This window comes from Citrobacter sp. R-1.5.2 (genome assembly GCF_035064245.1).
GTDB lineage: Bacteria > Pseudomonadota > Gammaproteobacteria > Enterobacterales > Enterobacteriaceae > Citrobacter.
In genome coordinates this window covers 132,598-150,559 of sequence record NZ_JASEYC010000010.1, presented here as the reverse complement: position 1 = coordinate 150,559, position 17,962 = coordinate 132,598, and the positions used below count along the sequence as shown (strand labels likewise).

At 48.8% G+C, this 17,962-nt stretch carries 15 protein-coding genes and 1 other RNA gene; 1 reads left to right on the top strand and 15 read right to left on the bottom strand.

What is annotated here, in order from left to right; translation table 11 throughout:
* Nucleotides 1-309: 309 nt before the first annotated feature.
* The 15 genes from QMN38_RS17865 to garP all read right to left on the bottom strand — a co-directional run bounded on the left by QMN38_RS17865 (nt 310) and on the right by garP (nt 15,852).
* The gene (locus QMN38_RS17865; protein ID WP_323605493.1) at nt 310-2,148 is read right to left on the bottom strand and encodes an ATP phosphoribosyltransferase regulatory subunit; all 1,839 of its coding nucleotides are present in this window, start codon (nt 2,146-2,148) and stop codon (nt 310-312) included.
* A 148-nt stretch (nt 2,149-2,296) separates the two neighbouring features.
* Nucleotides 2,297-3,565 (bottom strand): histidine--tRNA ligase, encoded by a 1,269-nt coding sequence (gene hisS / locus QMN38_RS17860; RefSeq protein WP_202037669.1) that lies wholly within the window; start codon nt 3,563-3,565, stop codon nt 2,297-2,299.
* Nucleotides 3,562-4,944 (bottom strand): amino acid permease, encoded by a 1,383-nt coding sequence (locus QMN38_RS17855; protein ID WP_323605491.1) that lies wholly within the window; start codon nt 4,942-4,944, stop codon nt 3,562-3,564. Before QMN38_RS17855 ends, hisS begins: the two co-directional genes overlap by 4 nt.
* 212 nt (nt 4,945-5,156) lie before the next feature.
* The gene (locus QMN38_RS17850) at nt 5,157-6,293 is read right to left on the bottom strand and encodes a histidine decarboxylase (RefSeq protein WP_005131724.1); all 1,137 of its coding nucleotides are present in this window, start codon (nt 6,291-6,293) and stop codon (nt 5,157-5,159) included.
* 40 nt (nt 6,294-6,333) lie between these two features.
* The gene (gene hdcC, locus QMN38_RS17845) at nt 6,334-7,686 is read right to left on the bottom strand and encodes a histidine-histamine antiporter (protein WP_005131726.1); all 1,353 of its coding nucleotides are present in this window, start codon (nt 7,684-7,686) and stop codon (nt 6,334-6,336) included.
* An 879-nt stretch (nt 7,687-8,565) separates the two neighbouring features.
* Complete coding sequence (locus QMN38_RS17840; RefSeq protein ID WP_271440714.1) at nt 8,566-8,778, bottom strand: CPCC family cysteine-rich protein; 213 nt, start codon at nt 8,776-8,778, stop codon at nt 8,566-8,568.
* A complete protein-coding gene (locus QMN38_RS17835) occupies nt 8,771-9,022 on the bottom strand; it encodes a bacteriocin immunity protein (protein ID WP_149608060.1) in 252 nt (83 codons plus the stop codon). Before QMN38_RS17835 ends, QMN38_RS17840 begins: the two co-directional genes overlap by 8 nt.
* Entirely contained in the window at nt 9,023-9,868 is an 846-nt protein-coding gene (locus QMN38_RS17830; protein WP_323605490.1) for an S-type pyocin domain-containing protein, read from the bottom strand.
* A 5-nt stretch (nt 9,869-9,873) separates the two neighbouring features.
* Nucleotides 9,874-10,677 carry a PAAR domain-containing protein gene (locus QMN38_RS17825; protein WP_323605489.1) on the bottom strand — a complete coding sequence of 268 codons (804 nt, stop codon included), beginning with the start codon at nt 10,675-10,677 and terminating at the stop codon, nt 9,874-9,876.
* Nucleotides 10,678-10,685: 8 nt separating this feature from the next.
* Nucleotides 10,686-11,138: a hypothetical protein gene (locus tag QMN38_RS17820; protein ID WP_323605488.1), complete on the bottom strand. Its 453-nt coding sequence runs from the start codon at nt 11,136-11,138 to the stop codon at nt 10,686-10,688.
* A gap of 52 nt (nt 11,139-11,190) precedes the next feature.
* Nucleotides 11,191-11,567, bottom strand: an RNA gene (gene rnpB / locus QMN38_RS17815) — RNase P RNA component class A.
* 32 nt (nt 11,568-11,599) lie between these two features.
* Nucleotides 11,600-12,745, bottom strand: a complete 1,146-nt coding sequence (gene garK / locus QMN38_RS17810; RefSeq protein WP_323605487.1) for a glycerate 2-kinase — start codon at nt 12,743-12,745, stop codon at nt 11,600-11,602.
* Between the two features lie 65 nt (nt 12,746-12,810).
* Nucleotides 12,811-13,701 (bottom strand): 2-hydroxy-3-oxopropionate reductase, encoded by an 891-nt coding sequence (gene garR, locus QMN38_RS17805; RefSeq protein WP_271456270.1) that lies wholly within the window; start codon nt 13,699-13,701, stop codon nt 12,811-12,813.
* A 30-nt stretch (nt 13,702-13,731) separates the two neighbouring features.
* Nucleotides 13,732-14,502, bottom strand: coding sequence for a 2-dehydro-3-deoxyglucarate aldolase (garL, locus tag QMN38_RS17800; RefSeq protein ID WP_271454111.1), 771 nt, complete (start codon nt 14,500-14,502; stop codon nt 13,732-13,734).
* 15 nt (nt 14,503-14,517) lie between these two features.
* Nucleotides 14,518-15,852 carry a galactarate/glucarate/glycerate transporter GarP gene (garP, locus tag QMN38_RS17795; protein ID WP_271449041.1) on the bottom strand — a complete coding sequence of 445 codons (1,335 nt, stop codon included), beginning with the start codon at nt 15,850-15,852 and terminating at the stop codon, nt 14,518-14,520.
* Between the two features lie 413 nt (nt 15,853-16,265).
* On the opposite strand from garP, the gene garD reads away from it, so the two are divergent.
* Complete coding sequence (gene garD, locus QMN38_RS17790) at nt 16,266-17,837, top strand: galactarate dehydratase (RefSeq protein ID WP_271440721.1); 1,572 nt, start codon at nt 16,266-16,268, stop codon at nt 17,835-17,837.
* Nucleotides 17,838-17,962: the final 125 nt, after the last annotated feature.

Genomic DNA, 17,962 nt, shown 5'->3' with positions numbered 1-17,962 from the left:
AACGCCATGCATCACATTTATTCGCCTTATTTGTTTGTAAAGAAACATTGCATTTATTAATATTTAAATTAAACAATACATAAAATTATCATATGCAACATTACATTAACACTGATTTTGTACGATTTATCAGCGAGTAATTTTGTGATGGCGATCGATTGCGTTCATTTATTCTCGAGAAAAACGTATCGCACAGCGTTTTGTGTTGCTTGTCACAAAACGGGAAATATCCACCAGTGCCTTTTGCCAGATAAAGAACGTTATCCCCGTCAATAAAAGGAAGGTCATTGCTCATTGCGCCCTATCGGGTTACATCATTAACGCCATACTTAAATGCGCTGTCACTTCATGAAGGGGGATTTGCACCCAGCAATGGTTTTCTTCATCACAAAAAGTGACCTCATTGTCGCTACCGTCGATAAGCAAAATAAAACGTGCCCCCTGGCGTTGCGCATTCTTCTGCCGGGTTGATAAGCGTAGCATGGAGCAATCATTGACAATGCTCAAATGCGGGAAATTTCGCCTGAGTCGGCGACCAAGCAGTATTGCCTGATCCCGTGCCCGTTCCTGGCTGGGTATGATGACAACATCGACATGCTTAGCGTAATCGCTGCCTTTTTTCGTAGCGGTGAGCAACTGCATAATCGGTTCCAGCATGAAAGCGAAACCGCATGCAGAGACAGGATGCCCAATTAACCTACTGGCGCTATTGTCGTAACGCCCGCCCCGACACAGCAATTTATTATGATGCAATGAATCCGCATACCATTCGAAAAGCTGGTCGTTATAGTCATTTACGGGGAAGAGATTTTTATCGTGGGTAAAAGGGATATTCAGTGCAGTCAGTGAGTCGCAAAGATGCGTAAAACGCTGGCGGGATTGTAATGACAGGCATGCTTCAAGTTGCGGCGCTTTTTCTGCCAGCCGCAGCATCAAATTATCTTTATCACTCAGTAAACGCTCAGGATGTTGCTCCAGGCAAGCTAGTTGCCTGGCATTCAGCAGTGATGCCAGCGGCTGATAGTATTGCTGCAAGTGACGGCGAAATTGAGTGAATTCCTCTACATTGCCTAATGAATTAATTTTGAGTTCGACAAACGGCAACAGTTGTAGCGATTTGAAAAAATCATATTGTAAGGAAATAAGTTCAATCTCAATGCCGATATCTGGATAGCCAAACGCTTCCACACCCAATTGATGAAATTGGCTGATGTTCTGTTGGTTCTGACGACGGAACATTGCCCCCAGATACCATAATCGTGTGCCAATTTGTAAATTCTGATATTGCGATAAAAGCCGTAGACATCCCATCGTTCCATCGCCACGAAATAACGCCTGATGATTAAGCATTAGCTCATCACTTTCACCGGAAAAAGACCTCGTAGCGTTTTCTTCCAACCTTTCAAGAAGCGGCATACGGATCTCCTTGTAGCAATACTGCTGCAATAAATACTCTGCTTTTTTTTCCAGCCACTCCCAGTCCGCGGCGGGGTTCTGGTAATGCTTACGTGGGCGCCCACTTTTCCGTGGCCGCAGATTTCGCTGATATTTTTCTTCCAGTGACTGAGAGTAAGGCGTCGTTGCCAGCAGGCAGTTTTGCACCAGAGATGACTCAATACGCGTAATGACTGCTGGAACAATCATCCCCAGGCAAAAGCGCTGATAGGCACCTGAACGCTGCGCTGCATTTTCTCCGAGGCGCAGGTACTCCTCATGGGGAGTGATCCGCACTTCGGGGGAATCAGCAAAACTATGATGAGGAGTTTCATCTACACAATGGCATTCAACGTATTTTTTTGTCAGCAAAAAATAGGCATTGGGTTCGACGGGGCAGCAATTGTATCGACTATCCCATAGCGTACCATGACGCTGGTGACGGTGGTTGAAGTAGTGGGTGTAACCTTTGGCGATATATTGCATAAAACGCCCGAGGCATTCTTTATCAGGAGCGGACAGAAATAAAAATATTTTCTTTGATGAAAGTGAATACGCATGTAATTTTACTGCATAGATACTCATTGCGGTATCGACGCATTGATAAAAATACTGGTAATCTTCTTCACCTTTAAAAATAGTTTCATCATTATGCCCGCACAATTGCACGAGGTGAGGAATTCCATCGATAAATAATCGGTTTTTTCGTGGCATAGGAATAATGTGTAAATAATCTTTAAGTGGGCTAAATAGTGTTTTTTATTAGTGCATAAGCCACGTCTGTTAATATATTACGATTTCTAAAGAATCTTACAGGAGCTACCAAAAGACAACAAGATACCCTTTTGATAGCCCAGTTCATTTATTTCTGGTTAAGCTCATCAAGTCGTAATGCAATATCTTGAATCGCTAGTAAATTTTGCTGGTTATTTTGTAAATCCCAAAGACGAATTTGTTGATCAGCATTAATGGTCAGAATAAAACGACAACCACTCTTAAGGGCATTTTGATGCTGTCGTTTAAGTTTGGTACCGCTACAATCAGTGAGGACACGTAGACCAGGCAAGTCTCGACGAAGCGCGCAAGCCAGCACTTGCACCTGTATGCCTCCATCCTCCAGCTCACTGGTAATCACAACATCAGGATGGAATTGCCACTGAGGATTCAGGCCGTCATAAACAGTCTGCAGCAGAAGCAACAATCGTTCGATACCTATGGCAAACCCACAGGCGGGCAATTTCTTACCATTAAATAACTCAGCCAGACCATCATAACGACCACCACCGCAGACTGTCCCCTGAGAACCTAAGTCATCGGTAATCCATTCAAAAACAGTGCGTGAATAATAATCCAACCCGCGCACCAGTCGTGGGTTAATGTGATAGGTTATATCGGCATTGTCGAGCAGAGTCCGCAACGTATTGAAATGCCGCTGTGAATCATCTCCCAAAAAATCCAGTAAACGTGGTGCATTTTCTATCATTTCTTGCATTTCAGGGTTTTTACTATCAAGGATACGCAGAGGGTTTACGTCCAGGCGCTTGATGCTGTCTTCGTCCAACACGTCTCTATGTTGAGTAAACCAACTCACCAGTTCCCTGCGATGTGCCTGGCGTTCTTCCGGCGTCCCTAATGAGTTAATTTCCAGCCGGACGTTCTGTGATATGCCTAAATCTTCAAATAGATCGCGCACCATAAAGATCAGTTCAGCATCAACATCGGCACCGGACATTCCGAAGGCTTCGACGCCAAACTGCGTGAACTGGCGTAACCGCCCTTTTTGCGGACGCTCGTAACGAAACATCGGTCCCTGATACCACAAACGCTGTGATTTGTTGTAACACATGTTATTTTCCAGGACCGCCCGCATACATCCGCTGGTTCCTTCCGGACGCAAGGTAATATGCTCGCCGCTTTTATCGGTAAAGTCGTACATTTCTTTTGAGACGATATCGGTCGCTTCACCCACCGCACGTTCAAAGAGCGCAACGGGTTCCAGGAGCGGCAGACGCATTTCCTGGTATCCATAACGAAACGCCATTTGATGAAATTTACGCTCCAGCCACTGCCACATTGGTGTTTCGTCAGGCAGCACATCGCGCATACCTCGTATGGCCTGAATTTTGCTCATGACAACTCCTTGCTTAATAAAGAAAAAGATTGTTCAGTCAAATTGTGCTGCGGGACACCCTTGTTCAGGCGATGGCGCCGGGCAACATAAAGAAGGTAAAGAGGGATGGTAATCATCTGTAAAATAATTCCCCATACCACGGTAGAGGCACTCTCTGTCATTAACGCCAGCGCAATAAAGCTCAACGCAACCAGACTAAGGCAGCAATAAGTCCAGAAACTGGCATCTCCTCCCCGGCGATGAACAACCATCATGACCGGCAGTGATACTGCAGCAAATGCATAGGGGAGTAAGCTGGCAGAGATGGCCAAGGTAATCACGCTCTGGAACTGGTTCTGCAGATTTGGCGACAATGTGAATAGCAGGAGTGCAGTCATCAGCGCTGCAGTAAAAACTAACCCACACCAGGGAACACCATGGCGGTTAGTACGGGCAAAAAAAGCAGGGAGCAAATTATCTTCCGCCGCAGCCCTGGGCACTTCCGTTTGCAGGATTTGCCAACCTGGCATCGCACCGAGGCAAGCGATAACAACCATGGCTGAAATAATCGCCCCAGCCGTACTGCCCCACATGGCTTTCGCGCTATCGGCAAAAGGAGAGGAGGAGTTCATCAGCACATCATGGGGGAGCAGCCCCATCATGACATTGGTTGAACTGGCATAACATAACCCAGCGAGCCCCAACCCTAACAAGGTGGCCAGCGGTATAGTGCGGCGTGGGTTTTTCACTTGGCTAAACGAGACAGATGCAGATTCAATCCCCAGAAAACCCCATAATGAGATGGTGGCCGCGTTAATGATTGCCTGATGATCACTGACGCCACTAAGGTTCCAGGCTGCCTGATAACGAGCAACGTCAAAATGCCCCCAGCCCATGACGCCGATGCTGAGGATCACCAGCACCATGCAACTGCCCGTGAACATTTGCATATAGCCAACCCGTTTTGCGCCACGTAATCCCCAAAGAACAGAGCACCAAAGCAGCACAATGCATGCCGTCGTGCCATAAAGTGGGTTGTGTAATACCGGGAAGAAGAAAGAGAGATATCCCACGCCGGCTAACAGCAGCGCGCAGTTGCCAATCCACGTTGACAACCAATAGAACAATGTCATTTGTAGGCCGATAAAGGGGCCAAAGCTGGCAGTAATACTGGCTATGATGCCGCCATTGCGCGGAAATAACTCACTCATTTTGCAGAAAATGAGTGCCAGGGCAGCAATCGCTAAAAACGCGAGTCCCCATCCCCAGACAGAGATTGAACCTATTCTCGCAAGCGTGGCAGGCAGCATAAACACACCGCTACCCATCATATTTGATGCTGTCATCATGGTCAGCGCAAGCAGGCCCATTTGGTTTGTCTTCGCGCAACATTTATCCATGCCAGTCCTCATTTAATAGATCATGGTGAGATGAACGGGACTTCTCCCGCGCATGTTCAGGGCCAAAGTTTGTCGTTACAACCCATCGGTAAAGCGGTAATCTCGTTGCAGGCTCTGTAAGAACAGAGCCTGACAGACGCAACCGATAATGATTGGTCTCGGCATCGGTTGCGGCGCTCCTGAGGGCAGTGATGATTATCACTGCCCTTTCTTCATGCGGCCTGCTGGTTCAGGTCGGCAATGACATCGTCAATCAGCTCATCAATCTTGCTGGAGTCAAGGTGGTGGGCAGTGGTAATCAGGTGAGCGATATCACCGGAGGTGGCCAGACAGTGCTTCTTCCAGACGGCTTCTGATGGGCAAGGGAAAACCACGGTAATTGAGTTTTTATTGCGCCAGGCATCAATACCCGCAGCCTGTAAGCGATCGACTGCGTACTGCGCCATATTCAGGCTATGTTCAATGCGGCGTTGCCAGTCGCTCCAGGAATGGCTGCGAATCGCTTCCCACATCATTAGCGGTGTGTGGCCGTTACGAGAACCAGAAATGGTTTTATCGTGTGCAGAGATGTAATCAATTTCGACAGAAATCCGGTCAACGTTTTTCCTTTTCGCTACCACAATGCCGCAGGGAATAGGCGAGCCAATCATTTTGTGGCCGGAAACACCGATAGAATCAATACCATCAGCGAAGTTAAAAGGTTGCGGATCGTTCACAAACGGCAAAATCATACCGCTCAGCGCAGCATCAGCGTGTAGATAATAATCGTCACGTTTGATACCCAATTGACCAATCCGTTGTTGGATCTCAGCAATATTATCAATAGCGCCACGAACGGTTGTCCCGATATTTGCAAAAATAATCGGATGTTCTTCGTTATCGCGTTGAATTTTACGAATCAAATCATCATAGTCCATCTCACCATTCGGCTGTGATTCCACCAGACTTGATTTAATGCGCAACAACTTAACAATTTTTGCAACGGAATAATGAGTGTCTTTCGAGTAATAAAGCGTACCTTCTGGAAACAGTTCACGCCCCAGATAGCAGCCGAACATATTACCCTCAGTCCCCCCATTGGTAACATATCCCCAGCTTTCTTCAAATGGGATTTTGAAAATCCTGGCGAAATACTCCATTACTTCTTTTTCAAAATCAAACGAGTTCAGTAAATAATTACAATACTCCCCCCAGTCACCACAGTTATTTATGGAGAAACGCATAAACCGTTCCAGTATCGTGTAATCGAAGTCGGCTGACTCCGGATAACCTATATTAAAATACTGATTTTTTACGCAATATGACCAAAAAGCATCGAGCTTATTCTGATCGACAATAGATAATGTCATTTTAAACTCCCGTGGATAAAACCAATACAGTTGGATACGTTTAGATACGTTTATCTAAATAAAGAATATCCTGACCTTTCTTACTACGTCCGGCGGCAACAAAAGAGAATAATGGAATGGTTACCATCATCATCAAGATGCCCCAGAATATGGAATCGCTGCCAGAACCAAGCAAAGCAAAAATGCAGTAAATCATGCCAATAACAACCAACGTGCAGTAAAACATAAACGATCTTCCACGATTGGCTTTCTTTGAGACAAGGATAATTGGAAGCGAAATCAGGGCATACATATATGGCAGAAGTGAAGCAAACACCGACATTAAGATTACGGCCTGGAATTGCTTCGCCAAATTCGGAGATGCCGTCAAAAGCAAGACAATACTCATTAATACACCGGTAAAAATGAGGCTTTTCATCGGGACATCTTGCTTGTTGGTTTCTTCAAAGAATTTCGGGAAAAGTCCTTGTTGAGCACCTGCGCGCGGGCCTTCTGACTGAAGTATCAGCCAACCTGAAATGGAACCAAAGCAGGCAATGATGCTCAGTGCGGAAGCAATGTTCCCTGCCGTATTACCGAACATATAGCGTGCGGCATCAGCAAAAGGTGCGGCTGAATCTACCAGAACGTTATGTGGTACTAACCCCATAATAACGGTGCAGCTACCGACATAACATACGGAAGCGATTAATAATCCCATAACGGTAGCCCGAGGAACCGTACGTTCAGGATCTTCGACCTGGCCGGTAGAAACGACTGCAGATTCAATACCAAGGAAGCCCCATAGCGCAATCGACGCAGCAGAAATTATTGCTGAGGAATCACTATGACCCGTTCCATTATAAACTTCAGTATAGAGCGACGGGTTAAACCAGAACCACCCAATAAATCCTACGCCTAAAATTACAATTAACCCGCAGGTTGCGGTAAACGATTGTGCCCGCCCTGCAACTTTGGCACCAAAACTAGCAAGGAAAACAAATGCCCACAGAATAATAATTGCGGCAATACAACCGTAAGTTGGATTTTTAAGCTCTGGGAAAAAGAAACTGAGATAGCCGACACCTGCGACCAATAATGCAACGTTACCTACCCATGCACTGATCCAATAGCACATTGTTGTCTGAAACCCAATGAATGGGCCAAAGGCATCACTGGCATAAGCAACGATACCGCCGGTACGAGGTGTAATTAGACTGGTTTTAGCAAAAACTAATGCAAGTGCAATAACGCCGATGATGGTAAATACCCATCCCCATATTGAGATGGAGCCTATTCCTGCGAGATTAGTTGGCAACATAAATACGCCAGACCCCATCATATTTGATGCGGTCACTAACGTTAGGGCAATGACTCCCATTTTATGAGCAGAGCCTGAGCTTACTGTTCCCATAATGGTTTCCTATTAATTTAAAATTTTGCAATAAGTGGAAATTCGTACTGAATTCGTGGGCCATTGTTATGAATAGAAATGTCCATTATTGTGACAACAATCAAAAATAATAATGAATCAATTTTTTTTGAGAGGTACTTTTGCTCATTTTTTAACCATTTTATTAGTAATTGACTCTGTCCCCTTTTATTCGACCTGAATAAAGCAAAGGCGACACTAAAATAATCAGGAAAAAAATCACGACGATCGTTTATTAATAATGTACTTTTTTGTTGATGGTGTTGCTTCAATGTTAACAATTATGAGTAATTTAAAGACACCTATTTATCACGCCAAAAACGGGCATTTCTGATATGGATAAAGTAGAAGGGTGTGATTCAAAAGAGGGAACATAATTTATGTTACAACGGATAGAACGATGCCTTCCTGTGGGCTACGCCTCACAAAGCAAAAACCCCGCCGAGGCGGGGTTCTGTAAAGAGTGAAGCTGACCGATAAGCCGCGTTATTTTGAGCATAGCGTCGTGGACAGTCATTCATTTAGCCTGCCCAGAAAGCAATAACCCCGCCGAGGCGGGGTTCTATAAAGAGTGAAGCTGACTGATAAGCCGCGTTATTTTGAGCATAGCGTCGTGGACAGTCATTCATTTAGCCTGCCCAAAAAGCAAAAACCCCGCCGAAGCGGGGTTTTATAAAGAGTGAAGCTGACCGATAAGGCGGCTTCGTTCAACTGTACGTCAGGCATCTACGGCGCTGGAGTTGTCTTGTGTCGCAGACTGTATCGCACTTTGTGTGGCAGATAAAGCAGGTTAACAGACAAAAGAAAGGCCGGGGCAAAACCCAGCCGTTCAACTCACAGATTGAATTTGCCAAAGCAGGGTTACCCTACCTTTCGACCTTGCCGGAATGCTTCGCGCGCTTCGTTCAAGCTCATGATATTAGCTCCACCAGCATAATCAGGATCACTGCTCTGAACTGAATCATTTTCCCAGTCACAGACAGGGCATAATTCAAAACTTCCCTCTCCGCTAAACTCGAACAGCTCACAACAGGGGCATAACATCTTCGCCTCAAAAATTTGCGACTTATTCATCTCGAAAGCCGGGTTTTCCATTGGCTTTACGCCATTCTTTGACTTCTTGAACAACACCTTCAGGACTATCTTCGCGGTCATCACGGGGATAGTAAATGAGGTCCGATCCGTCAGGGTGTTCAGTCAAGCGCTTAAACTCCAATATGTTTTTAATGTCTTCGCTTTCAGAAGTATTCGCTACATCGAATAACTTACGGACAAATTCCAAAAATTCACTTTCTGTATAGTCGTTAATGCTGCTCACTTACTCACCTCGATGGATCTCAATGTGGCGTTTTGGCGTTACTACGCCCATGTTGTCGACGTCGTACACTTCACCACCTTCACTTATCGGCCTGATATGGTGGATATTGTATTTTATTTTGCCACCAACTTGTTCAGATTCTCTTGGCGCTGGAGCTTTACCTGCCCGAATATTTCCCAAGTTTCCTCGTTTAAATTGTTGGCTCAATTCAGGGTCTTTTGAAACTTCTAGCCAGAACGCTTCCCTGAATCTATCAAAGTTGGAGAATGTACGCCCACGCAGTTTATCGGCAATCTGAGATGGTATCGGTGATCCGTTGCCTTGATTCGCATCAGCTAACCAGGTGCCTGTGACCTTCTGGCCTTTGCCTGTGACTTGTCCCGGATTGTTTCGAATGTAGATATAAATCGGTGGGATATCTGATACCGGAAGGATCAGAATGTAATCCGCAAAATTTTTCTCATCCGGTGCAGGGGTTGTCGTACTGCTGATCTGTGTTCCATCGGGTAACGGATTAACAAGGATGGTTCCCGGTAGCCTTGGCGGTGTCTGGTTGCCTGTGTTTGATGGAGTGTCAACTCCCGAACTGTCCGGGGTCCAGATAAGGGTAACGGGGTTTTCTTCCTCAGTGGTGAAAGTGTAAGCCTCATAGCGGCGGTCCCATTCCATCTTACGGACTCGCACCATATCTTTACCCGGTGGCGTGTGATATCCACGCGGTACGGGATTTCCGTTGGTGTCATTCTCCCACGAATAGCGAACACGCGTAGGGGCTTCCCGCATTTGTGCAAGCCGCATACGGTCGATGAAGTCCTGTTCTCCTTCATTGAGTTTGCCAGGCATCATGCCTACTAAGAATCCGGCAACGGAGGCACCAGCGCCACCAGCGGCAATTTCCGCACCTCGTACAGCCCATGTTCCATATGTAGCAAATCGCCCGGCAACTTGTTCCAGAACGCCAGCACCTGCGGTGGCTGTTTGTGCTCTGGTCGCACTGGCAGCGGCTGCGACTGCGGCCTGATATTGCACCTCTTCTGATTGCCGTTGAGCCACTTATACAGGGCGCTTCGCTTTTTCGGTTTTGGAATATCTTCCGGGGCTTGTGGTTTTTTCTTTGCTGTTTGTGCGTGTTGTGGGGCATCTGAATCTGTTACGGCGTCAACAGCAGGCGCTGCCCGGAAAAGGCCCATCTCTGCAAAATTAGTATGCGGTTCTTGTTGCTTCCCTGCATCAGTATTCCCTGAGCCACGCTCGCGGGATTTAGCGAAGACTGGGACAGGCAGCAGTGCAGCGGGGCTAGCCGCTGGTGATGAACTTGAGGAAACGATTGTCGGCGGTGTGGTTGCTGTTACTGGTGCCGACGTTCTGGAATCACTGCGCGATTCATAGGTTTGTACGGTTATTTGCGGGATGATTTTTGCATTACAGGGGCAACTGCTGAAGCTGTCCAGACTGCCTGCCACAAGGCGACCATCCGTTTTAATCCATCCAATGCCACCGACAATGCGGTAAGTATTGCCATCTTTACCACATGATACCCGGTCACCCATCCGGGCAACAGAAGTCCCATTGGTTCTTCTGTTTGGTGCTCCTTCCAGTACACGACCGCCACAAGTGGTGGGATCGTACATATGAAGAATGTATCCCTTAGCCATAATTCCCTCTACTTACAGTGCATTAATTCACATACAGCACGCATTGTACAAATAACATCCACACGCAGGAAATTGTTTTCACTTAAAGTAAAACTATGTTTTAAATAATTTTCAGAGTGAATATTTCCTGATTTTTGATTCACTTTGTGAAGCATCAAAGGTTTTGCTGTACGGGCAATGCTTCGACCTGGTGGCGTAGGTGAAGGTGTAAATACTGTTGCCACACTGGCCGAATCGCAGCCCAGGGACATGTAAAAAAAGCCACCTGAAGGAAGTCGGAAATGAAGGCAGTAGCGGTTGCCACGCTTCAGGATATTCGGGATGGAACTGCCGTTGGTGTGCCTCGTCTGTGTCACATTTTCACCGATGAAGGCCAGAGAGACACTAATGTAGTGTTTTAGACGAAGTTGAAGCTGACCAATAAGACGCGTTATTTTGAGCATAGCGTCGTGGACAGCCATTCATTTAGCCTGCCCAGAAAGCAAAAACCCCGCCGAAGCGGGGTTTTATAAAGAGTGAAGCTGACCGATAAGCCGGGTTCTGTCGTGGACAGTCATTCATCTAGGCCAGCAATCGCTCACTGGCTCAAGCAGCCTACCCGGGTTCAGTACGGGCCGTACCTTGTGAACCCCTATTTGGCCTTGCTCCGGGTGGAGTTTACCGTGCCACGGACTGTTACCAGCCGCGCGGTGCGCTCTTACCGCACCCTTTCACCCTTACCTGATCCCACTTACGTGGGCCATCGGCGGTTTGCTCTCTGTTGCACTGGTCGTGGGTTTCCCCCCCAGGCGTTACCTGGCACCCTGCCCTATGGAGCCCGGACTTTCCTCCCCTCCGCCCGTCTCCCCCGAAGAGGACGACGACGAAGCGGCGACTGTCTGGTCAGCTTCGGCGCGCAGTATAGAGGGTTCGTGCGTCTTTGTCACCCCGCACTACGCATTCCGATTGCCAGCGTGGCAGCGATATTCCTTGAAGCGCGGTAAATATTATCCGATGCCCCGCGGAAAGCGTCCTCCAGCGTGCCGATCCGGGTTAATACGCTAAACACCGCATCAATACCATATTGATGTACCACGTCCACATCGCGTGTCAGGCTACCGGCAATACCAATTACGGGTTTGTGGTACTTCTTCGCCACATTTGCCACACCAATCGGCACTTTGCCATGCACACTCTGGCTATCGATACGTCCCTCACCGGTGACCACCAGCGTACAATCGTGAATATGTTCTTCCAGATTGAGCGCCTGAATCACAATTTCGATACCACTGCGCAGCTCCGCGCCTAAAAAAGCCATTAACGCGGCCCCCATACCACCAGCAGCTCCTGCGCCAGGCACGTCTTTCACATCCACCCTGAGCGATTTTTTAATGATATCGGCATAGTGGGAGAGATTACGGTCCAGCTCAACAATGTGTTCCTCTGTCGCCCCTTTCTGCGGCCCAAAGATGCGGGATGCGCCAGTATCGCCCGTCAGAGGATTCGTCACATCACAGGCGACACGGATTGAACAGGTTTTTAAGCGCGGATCCAGCCCTGAAACATCGATGGCACTGAGACAATTCAGGCTGCCGCCGCCGTAACCGATTTCAGTACCGTTGGCATCACAGAGTTTTGCCCCCAGCGCCTGCACCATACCCGCACCGCCGTCATTGGTCGCGCTGCCGCCAATGCCGATAATGATACTTTTCGCGCCGCTTTCCAGCGCCTGCAAAATTAACTCTCCGGTACCACAAGATGTTGTCACTAATGGATTGCGTTTCTCAGGAGGAACCAACGCCAGGCCGCTGGCTGCCGCCATTTCAATAAACGCGGTTTTACCGTCACCGGACATGCCCCAGCAGGCATTCACTTTTTCGCCCAGAGGCCCCGTCACCAGGGCTGAACGTTCAGTCCCCTGCGTCGCGGCTATCATCGCTTTCACTGTCCCTTCACCGCCATCAGCAACCGGAACAGAAACATATTGCGCATCAGGAAAAACTTCCCGAAATCCTTTTTCTATTGCCTGAGCTACCTCGGAGGCAGACAGGCTTTCTTTATAAGAGTCTGGGGCAATTACGATTTTCATAGTTATGTAGCCTGACTGTGCCGCGCAAGGCAAGAAATACAGGGCGCGCATCCGCGCCCTTCTTGTTAGCGAGTGACTTCCACTTTCGCCAGTTTTTCGTAGTAACATGCCAACGCACTGTGGTCAGCCGTTCCCAGCCCGTCAGCGCGCAGCGCTTGCATCATTTCCATGACCGCAGCAGTCAGCGGTAGCTGTGCGCCTACGCCATGAGAAGTGTCCAGTGCGTTCGCCAGATCCTTAATATGCAGATCAATACGGAAGCCTGGCTTGAAGTTGCGGTCCATAACCATCGGCGCTTTCGCGTCCAGTACGGTACTTCCTGCCAGACCACCCCGGATCGCCTGATATACCAGATCCGGGTTCACGCCCGCTTTGGTCGCCAGGGTCAGCGCTTCAGACATTGCCGCAATATTCAGCGCCACAATCACCTGGTTCGCCAGCTTGGTGACGTTACCCGCGCCAATTTCGCCGGTATGCACGACAGAGCCCGCCATCGCTTTCAGCAGATCGTAGTACTTGTCGAAAATCGCTTTATCGCCGCCAACCATCACCGACAATGTGCCATCAATGGCTTTCGGTTCACCGCCACTCACCGGTGCATCCAGCATATCCACGCCTTTCGCTTTCAGCGCGTCGCTGATTTCGCGGCTGGCTAATGGTGCGATGGAACTCATATCGATCAGTACGGTGCCCGGTTTCGCCCCTTCAATGATGCCACCTTCACCCAGCGCGACCTCTTTCACATGCGGGGAGTTCGGCAGCATGGTAATAATCACGTCGCACTGCTCGGCAATATCTTTCGCCGTGGCGGCGGTTTCTGCGCCTGCGGCGATGACTTCCGCAATCGCTTGTGGGTTACGGTCAGCAACCACCAGCGAGTAACCTGCCTTGAGGAGGTTTTTACTCATTGGTTTACCCATAATACCGAGGCCAATAAAACCAACTTTCATTGTCATATCTCTATCTCTCTCTACTGTCGATGGTGGTTATTTCTTAAAGGAGTCAGCCAGCTTCTGTGTGGCCGAGCGGAATACGCCAAGATCGCTGCCAACGGCAACAAATGTCGCGCCCCACTCCAGATAACGACGGGCATCCGCCTCTACCGGGGCCAGAATGCCGCTGGGTTTGCCGTGTGCCTTCGCGCGGGCAAAAATGTGCTGGATTGCTTTCTGTACGTCAGGGTGGGAAGCATTCCCGAGATGACCTAATGCTGCAGCCAGATCGCTCGGACCAACAAAAATACCGTCTACGCCGTCGGTCGCAGCGATGGCATCAACGTTATCGACACCCTGCTGGCTTTCGATCTGCACGATAATGGTGATGTTCTTATTCGACTGGGCAAAGTAGTCCGGCACGGTACCGAACATATTGGCGCGGTGGGAAACGGATACACCACGAATCCCCTCCGGCGGATAACGGGTAGATGCTACGGCGTTTACCGCCTCTTCTTCGGTCTCAACAAACGGGATCAGGAAGTTATAAAACCCAATATCCAACAGACGCTTGATAATGACTGGCTCATTAGTCGGAACACGCACAACCGGTGCGCTGATGCTACCTTTCAGTGCCATCAGTTGCGGGATAAACGTCGAGATATCGTTCGGTGCATGCTCACCATCCAGCACCAGCCAGTCAAAGCCTGCCAGGCCTAATACCTCGGTACTGATTGGATTGGCCAGCGCGGACCAGCAGCCAATCTGCACCTGATGCGCCGCGAGGGCCGCTTTAAATTTGTTCGGAAATATCGTGTTATTCATCGCCTATACCTTTGTTTATTTCTGCAATTCCATACGTTTAATGTCACCGACAATAAACAGGTAGCAAACCATCGCCATCAGCGCCGAGCATCCTACAAACATCAGCGCAGCATTAAATGAGTGCAGCTCGCTCACCAGGTAACCAATCACCAGCGGGGTTACGATGGACGCGACGTTGCCAAATACGTTAAATACACCACCACACAGACCGACTATTTCTTTCGGTGCAGTATCGGAAATCACCGGCCAGCCCAGCGCGCCGAAGCCTTTTCCGAAAAACGCCAGCGCCATCAACGCCACCACCAGAGTGGTATTATCGGTGTAGTTACACAGAATGATGGTCGACGCGAGCAGCATCCCGAGCACAATTGGCAGCTTACGCGCCAGAGTAATACTGGAGCCGCGTTTAATCAGATAATCGGAGAACACCCCACCCAACACGCCACCGGCAAATCCGCACAGCGCAGGAATAGAAGCCACCAGACCAACCTTGAGGATCGACATGCCTTTTTCTTGCACCAGATAGATCGGGAACCAGGTCAGAAAGAACCAGGTGATGGTATTGATAAAATACTGTCCGAAGAACACACCCAACATCATGCGATTAGTCAGCAACTGCTTGATATAATGCAGCTTAGGACCACCAGATGCCGCATCGCCCGGCTTCTTGTGATCCATATCCACAACCGCGCCGTTGTCAGAGATAAACTTCAGTTCTTCTTGCGACATACGCGGATGCTCGGTCGGGTTATGGATCAGTTTCACCCACAGCCCGGTCAGTACAAAGCCGATCGCCCCCATCACGGTAAAGACATGCTCCCAGCCCCAGGCAAAAGTTAACCACCCCAACAGCGGGGAAAATAATGCCAGGGAGAAGTACTGCGCGGAGTTAAAAATTGCCGATGCCGTGCCGCGCTCTTTTGTGGGAAACCAGGCGGCCACAATACGTGCGTTAGCCGGGAAAGACGGCGCTTCAGAGAAGCCCAGCATGAAACGCATGATGAACATTGAAATACCCGCCCAGGCCAGCGGAAACATATCCACGAATCCCTGCAGGAAGGTAAACAGCGACCAGAAAAACAGGCTGTAAGTGTAGACTTTCTTCGAGCCGAACTTGTCGAGCAGCCATCCGCCGGGGATTTGCATCAGCAAATAAGCCCAGCCAAAAGCCGAAAAAATGTAACCCATTGATATGGCGCTAAGCTGTAGCTCTTTCGCCACTTCCGTACCGGCAATAGACAACGTCGCACGGTCCGCATAGTTAACGGCCGTAACAATAAAGATTATCAGCAATATTAAATAACGAGTGTGCGTGCCTTTCTTTTTCTCTACAACCGTATCCAGTATCATACTATTTACCTCGGGTTACCTCAGGCACATGTCTTTTATTATTATTTGGCAGGCATTTTAATAATTAATTACCGCCAATAAAAATACGCAATAATTTATCAGGTGCTATGAAACCGTGATTTAGTATAATCAGCGTGACAAGGTTAATCATTGTGCAAATGCTCACTAAAGAAAAGTCATTAGAATATTCTCTTGGGCGGATGCACATAAGCATGGGCGCTAATGCACACATTTACGTATTGCCACCTCTGGCGGCGTGGTGTACCTGAGTTTAAGTGATCATGGTCACATTCTCAGGTTTAATCTCCTGACATTCTTATTTCACAATACCAGGTCTTTATTGCTTTTAATTAGCTTCAATATAACAACACCCATACAATTATTACCACCACCTGGCTGGAGAATACTGGACAATGGCCGACATCGAAATTAGACAAGAATCGCCAACGGCGTTTTATATTAAAGTACACGACACAGATAATGTGGCGATTATTGTCAATGACAATGGTCTGAAAGCCGGGACACGTTTTCCGGATGGACTGACGCTGATAGAGCATATCCCCCAGGGCCATAAAGTGGCACTAACAGATATTCCTGCTCATGGCGAAATCGTCCGCTATGGTGAAGTAATAGGTTTCGCCGTTCGCGATATCCCACGCGGCAGCTGGATCGATGAATCTATGGTTGAACTGCCAAAAGCGCCGCCGCTGGAAACATTGCCGCTGGCAACCAAAGTCCCGGAACCGCTGCCGCCGCTGGAGGGGTATACCTTCGAAGGATACCGCAATGCTGACGGCAGCGTCGGCACCAAGAATCTGCTCGGCATCTCCACCAGCGTGCACTGCGTGGCGGGCGTGGTGGATTATGTCGTGAAAATCATTGAGCGCGATCTGCTGCCCAACTATCCGAACGTCGACGGCGTGGTGGGACTCAATCATCTGTACGGCTGCGGCGTGGCTATCAATGCCCCAGCCGCCATCGTGCCGATTCGTACAATTCACAATATTGCGCTGAACCCAAACTTCGGCGGTGAAGTCATGGTCATCGGCCTTGGCTGCGAAAAACTCCAGCCCGAGCGCCTGCTGGAAGGTACTCACGATGTGAAAAGTATTTCGGTAGACAGCGCCAGTATCGTCAGCCTGCAGGATGAAAAACACGTTGGTTTTAAATCCATGGTAGAAGACATTTTGCAGGTCGCTGAGCGCCACCTGGCAAAGCTCAATCAGCGCCAGCGCGAAACCTGTCCGGCTTCTGAGCTGGTAGTCGGCATGCAATGCGGCGGAAGCGATGCGTTTTCTGGCGTAACGGCCAACCCAGCAGTCGGTTTTGCCTCCGACCTGTTAGTTCGCTGCGGTGCGACCGTGATGTTCTCGGAAGTGACCGAAGTGCGAGATGCCATCCACCTTCTGACCCCGCGGGCAATTAACGAAGAGGTGGGCAAACGCCTGCTCGAAGAGATGGCCTGGTACGACAACTATCTCGATATGGGGAAAACTGACCGCAGCGCTAACCCCTCTCCGGGCAACAAGAAAGGCGGTCTGGCAAACGTGGTGGAAAAAGCGCTGGGCTCCATTGCCAAGTCTGGCAAGAGCGCGATTGTCGAAGTGTTGTCGCCGGGTCAGCGTCCAACCAAACGCGGTCTGATATACGCTGCTACCCCCGCCAGCGATTTTGTCTGTGGAACTCAGCAGGTTGCTTCCGGCATCACCGTACAGGTATTCACCACCGGTCGCGGTACGCCGTACGGTCTGATGGCCGTTCCGGTGATAAAAATGGCGACACGCACTGAACTGGCTAATCGTTGGTTTGATCTGATGGACATCAACGCAGGTACCATCGCGACCGGAGAAGAAACCATCGAAGAGGTAGGTTTGAAGCTATTCGAGTTCATTCTCGACGTGGCCAGCGGGCGTAAGAAAACCTTCTCGGATCAGTGGGGATTACATAACCAGCTGGCGGTATTTAACCCGGCACCGGTAACCTGATTTTTCACTGTTTTTTCTTCAGGAGCATGTCTTCGGGCATGCTCTTTTTTTTGTCATAAACTTTCGCAACCCTCCCATTACTTTCGAAACTTTCATTTTTCAGATCAAAATCACAAAAAAACATT